Annotated in this window: 6 protein-coding genes; 4 read left to right on the plus strand and 2 right to left on the minus strand. The window is 39.3% G+C overall.

Annotated features, from left to right (window positions below; genetic code table 11):
• Window positions 1–95: 95 nt before the first annotated feature.
• Both OQJ75_RS22365 and OQJ75_RS22370 read right to left on the minus strand, forming a co-directional pair.
• Window positions 96–620 (minus strand): hypothetical protein, encoded by a 525-nt coding sequence (locus OQJ75_RS22365; protein ID WP_265974968.1) that lies wholly within the window; start codon window positions 618–620, stop codon window positions 96–98.
• Window positions 598–1365 (minus strand): hypothetical protein, encoded by a 768-nt coding sequence (locus OQJ75_RS22370; RefSeq protein WP_265974964.1) that lies wholly within the window; start codon window positions 1363–1365, stop codon window positions 598–600. Before OQJ75_RS22370 ends, OQJ75_RS22365 begins: the two co-directional genes overlap by 23 nt.
• Before the next feature lie 635 nt (window positions 1366–2000).
• On the opposite strand from OQJ75_RS22370, the gene OQJ75_RS22375 reads away from it, so the two are divergent.
• From OQJ75_RS22375 to OQJ75_RS22390, 4 genes are read left to right on the plus strand one after another with little or no spacing between them, the layout of a single operon-like run.
• Window positions 2001–3206, plus strand: coding sequence for a DUF1611 domain-containing protein (locus tag OQJ75_RS22375; protein WP_265974965.1), 1206 nt, complete (start codon window positions 2001–2003; stop codon window positions 3204–3206).
• On the plus strand, window positions 3203–4339 hold the full coding sequence (locus OQJ75_RS22380) for an alanine/ornithine racemase family PLP-dependent enzyme (protein ID WP_265974966.1): 1137 nt from the start codon (window positions 3203–3205) through the stop codon (window positions 4337–4339). The genes OQJ75_RS22375 and OQJ75_RS22380 overlap by 4 nt, the downstream gene beginning before the upstream one ends.
• Window positions 4296–4661: a type II secretion system pilot lipoprotein GspS-beta gene (gspS2, locus tag OQJ75_RS22385; RefSeq protein ID WP_265974967.1), complete on the plus strand. Its 366-nt coding sequence runs from the start codon at window positions 4296–4298 to the stop codon at window positions 4659–4661. Before OQJ75_RS22380 ends, gspS2 begins: the two co-directional genes overlap by 44 nt.
• The gene (locus tag OQJ75_RS22390) at window positions 4662–4892 is read left to right on the plus strand and encodes a hypothetical protein (RefSeq protein ID WP_004735670.1); all 231 of its coding nucleotides are present in this window, start codon (window positions 4662–4664) and stop codon (window positions 4890–4892) included.
• Window positions 4893–5009 lie beyond the last annotated feature (117 nt).

The following is a 5009-nucleotide window of genomic DNA, read 5'->3' on the forward strand; positions in this document are numbered from 1 at the left end:
CAGTAAATGCCGAAAATCGGCTTAAGTCAGTGTCCGGAATTTGTTGACCACTACAAATAGGTACAAGTAAAAGTGATACTTTAGATAGAAATCGGTTAAGTTGAGGTCTTTAGTACGCTCATAAGACGCATGACCAGCAACCTTGTTACGATAAACCCTAAAGTCCTTTGCAAATGATTCTGGTGAAGTTTTTCATAGTGCGATATGTCATTTTCATAACTCGGAGCCTGTCCACGACTAATACGGTCAATTCTTGCATTTACCGCACGATGAGCATCCTCTTCAATTAGTGAGTCTATGAAATGATTTTTCTGAGGACCTTTTTTGTCGGTTATATTTTTATTTTCAAAGTCTCTTGCGTGGCAAGCAATGAGAAACTCGTACAGATGATGAATAAAATATGAATATGAATTGTATGTTCGATAAGATTTGTACTTATCATGACCGGACAGAATTAAATGTTCGGCGGATTGCCGAAATTGTTCAAAAGCATCGTGACACTTGAAGTATTCATGTTTAATTGCGATACACTGGTGGTAATCAGCCTCTGTACCTGTTTTTATCTTCATATGCTGAACTCCAGATAAACTTAAGATTTTATTGTGTTCCTGTTCCTGCATAGTGATCTTGGACTATTTCCATAGCAGACTCTATGGCGGCACTATGGTCATCAAACGTTTGTTTATAGAAATAGAAAAACGCGACCCCAAACTCAGCTAACTCTATGAATATAAAATCATTTGTAGAATGAAAGAAATGAAAGTCTTTGTTTGTGGTATGGATAATACAAAGGGAATTAAGCCTATCAGCCTTTGATTTCACACTCAATACTTGCAATGCCGAACGAAAATTTGAGAACACCTTTGCAGGACTCGTATCCATAGAGCCTTGGAACATAGCAATAGGCATTTTGCCAATAAAAGGAATGTACTCTGCACCTTTTACCTTATTTAAATTTCTGCGAAGGTCGAGTACTTGAAATTTGTATTCTAGAGTTTCTAACCATAGGATGATTAACTCTAAGGTCTCTTGTGAGAACTCTTGGTGATTAACATCGACTTTTTCAAATTCATGCTTCAAATGTCTCTCCAAATAACCAAGGAGATTCGAGTTACAATCTTTGCATGCAGGTAGTGTGGTTTTATTGTAAGTCTGAGAAATACCGTTAGTTGTTGTTTCGAATGTTCGTTTCGTACAACGATTATAGACCCATTGAGGTATCACATGCTCTCTAGTCAATTGATCTTGAGAACCACAAATTATGCACATTTCTGCTGAGTGATCGTCAATGACTGCGCTAGTTACTTTCTTTTTATTTACTCTGATTTTCTTTCTAAGTTGAACCAACTTTAACTGAATATTCATGTAAGACATGACTCCTAACTCGCTCTGGCACATAACGCTATCTGTACGACTACACTTCGTATTTTATGTACATATAATGCAACCTCTCTTCGGAAACTTCAATTTATAATCAATAGGTTAGCGGCTCTATTGATAGGTTAGACCATACTGTGAAGCATGATTTATAAATGTGCTGCATTCGGGTAAGTTTTGGTAGGTCAAACGCACATTAACAGGATATTCATGAGTAATAGGTCTAATGCAAAAAGGGGCAGATCTGAGCTAGCTGGCACTTTTTGAGAAAAGTGCCACGAGTAAAACTTCAGGTCTATGAAGACTCTGGACAAAAACGCGTTAAACTCAAAACTCAAATTCACTTAACTGATATTAGAAAAAGTATCTTGAAACCTTAAAGCTGAGAGGTTGATACGGCGACGTTGAACAATGAGTCTTAGATCTCTAATCAGTCACGTTAGTATGGGTGAAGCCTGAAAGTGATAGACTTAGAAAGCGTATTAATAATAACCAACAAAAGTCTGGTGAGTGTGTTACCTTGGTTGTTATCCCTACCGCTTAGTGGGGACTTCTTTTCTTTTCCGAACTCGCATCTCGGCACTCCTTAGTTGCCCTCCTAAGCCTCATAGCAGGCTTTAATTATGTCTATTTCAACCCAAAAGTTAAGAAACATCTTCAAACTCACTAGAATTGAAAATTTCAAAACCAACTACGATGTAACCCATATCGCTCCTTGGCTACCACTTGCTCAGAAAGTGAAACCTGTCATCCCTTCGGCAATTATATATTGCGAAGGTAATTTCGGTGAAATTGATGGTAAAACCGCTAATGGGCTAGTGAGGCATTCATTAAGCTATCGTATTCTATCGGTTATTGATAGTGTATCTGCCGGCTTAGATGCTGGAGAAGTACTTGATAACAAAGCCAATGGAATACCGATCCTTGCCAATGCTGAAGAAGCTATCATTCACGCGGGAAGTATTCCCGATTACTTCATTTTTGGCATTGCGCCATCAAGTGGTTTTTTATCTGACTTAGATAAAAGTATCATTTTAAATGCCATGTCACTAGGAATGAACATCGTAAATGGCTTACATGAATTCCTAACCGATGATCCTCTATTTTTAGAAGCTAGCTTAAAGAATAACGTTCGAATATTCGATACTCGCAAACCCAAAAATAAAGGCGATCTGAAAACGTTTAGCGGGAAAATACACAACGTTAAATGCCCGAGAATTGCTGTAATGGGGACGGATTGCGCGCTAGGAAAACGAACAACAGCGACAATATTGGCGAATGAACTGATTAAAAAAGGCCTTAACGTCGTTCTGATTGCCACTGGTCAAACAGGCATTATGCAAGGCGCACAATACTCCGTTGCACTCGATGCTGTTCCTTCACAATTTTGTGCCGGTGAGTTGGAATCTGTCATTGTACAGGCCTATGAAAAAGAAAACCCGGATCTGATAATTATTGAAGGGCAAGGAGCTTTAAGTCACCCTGCGTTTTCAACCAGCGCTTTTATCTTACGTGGCAGTTGTCCAACGGGTGTGATATTGCAACATGCTCCTAAACGTTTATATCGTAGTGATTTTCCTGATTGCCCAATGCCTTCGATTGCCTCAGAAATAAATCTTATCGAAACGTTTTCTAATACCGGTGTTATTGGACTAACACTGAATCATGAAGATATGTCTTTAGATGAAACCTGTCGTGCGATAGACAGTTACACTACCGAATTTGGTCTACCGGTTACTGATGTCTTGTCACAGCCTGTTGAGCATCTACTGCACATCGTATCGTCAACCTTCCCTATAATAGCAAGTAAACTGGCCGAAAAAGGGTGAACTACCCTAGGTTACACATCGATTGTGGGAAAGTTCACCATAACGCTCAGTACCTGATTACTCAGCTCTCACTGAAAAACATATCCGTCACGCCTGTAACAAAAGCCTTCCTCGGCCACCCTATCATCGCACAAGTTCTTATTGATGCTGGCGCAAAAATGTTAGCCGATTCAAGAATCGAAAATCTTCAAAAGATGACTGAATCTGGCATTGCTATCCCTAAAATGCTGATACGTACACCCATGCTCAGTCAAGTGGCGAGCGTAATAAAATACAGTGATATGAGTTTAAACTCTGAAGTTGAAGTGATTCAGGGGCTTTCACATGCAGCGGAACAACAAAATTGCTGTCACGATATTATTATTATGGTTGAGCTTGGCGATCTAAGAGAAGGTGTGATGCCTAATCATGTGATTGATTTTATCCGTGAGATTGTTTCTTTACCGAACATCACGATAAAAGGAATTGGTACGAATTTAGCCTGTCGGTATGGTGTCGCTCCAGATGAGCAAAATATGAATGTTCTTTCTGATCTTGCCGATGGAATTGAAGCTACATTTGGGATCAGTCTAGAAATTATTTCAGGGGGTAATTCTGCTTCAGTTAACTGGGCTCTTCAGAGAACAGGCTTAACTCGAGTAAATAACCTTCGTATAGGAGAAGCCATTTTTTTAGGCTGTGAGCCTTTAGAGCACGAAAATATCAAAGGCTTACATACGGATGCGGTTTCTTTGACCGCTGAAGTGATTGAATCCAAGACTAAACCGACTTTGCCTTGGGGGAGTCGGGGGTTAAATGCTTTTGGTGAAAAAGAAAGCCTTCAAGATAGAGGGGAGGTCTCACAAGCTATTGTAGCATTAGGCCGCCAAGATGTTTGTGTCAGCGGGCTTAAGGCTCCGAATGGGATTAAGATCATGTCTTCAACCAGTGATCATCTTGTCCTTGAATCCTCACGAAAACCATTATTTGTAGGGGAAAAAGTCACATTCGGTTTAGATTACAGTGCGCTCTTATCTTCTATGTCTTCACGTTATATCAATAAATATTTTAAGGCACCTAAAGGGAGAAGAAAGCAAGAAGGAACGCATAATGCTAAGAACAGCAGTAATTATTTCCGTCAGTGTCATGCTTAACGGTTGTCAGATAAGCCCAATGAAATCTAGTGGGCTTGCCGATTATAGAGCGACGGTTATCTCAAGCCAACTGCCACAAGAGTTAGGCTTAATCACACTCGTAAATGCACAGTCAGAAGGCAATAGTGTCACTCTTGTTTTCGTAAAAAAGAAAACGTTGAATATGGACAGCTTAGTAGAAAAAGTCGCCGTTAGTTTTTGTGATAACATCGAAATAAGGCCACTATTAGAGAGTGGGATCTCTTATCGAATCATTACCTTAGGAAAAAATGAGAAAGTAGAAAGCCTTAACGTCATTTCTCTAGCTAAGTGCTCAAATTGAATGCTTAGCAGTCGAATGGATAAAAGCCAATACGAGTTGTTCAATGTACTCAATGACACTATTTTATTGAGGTTTGACCGCCTTACGCCTTGGGAAAAAAACTTTATCACAGAGTTACACCATAAGGTCGTAACTAGACAACTCATTTCAATTAAACAAAAACAGCTTGCTTTAAAAATTTCAATGAAAGCCTATAAATCAAAGAAGAAAAACGCGCGTTCCAACGTTTAATTTAAGCTTGTGTATACCTAATCTGTTCAAGGTCCTCTAAACCTTGGACAGATTAGTAGCATTTGTAGTGGTCTAATGATCCCGGACACCAAATTAGGTGGTAAAGTCTCCACCATA

The organism is Vibrio sp. 14G-20 (genome assembly GCF_026241515.1).
Classification (GTDB): domain Bacteria; phylum Pseudomonadota; class Gammaproteobacteria; order Enterobacterales; family Vibrionaceae; genus Vibrio.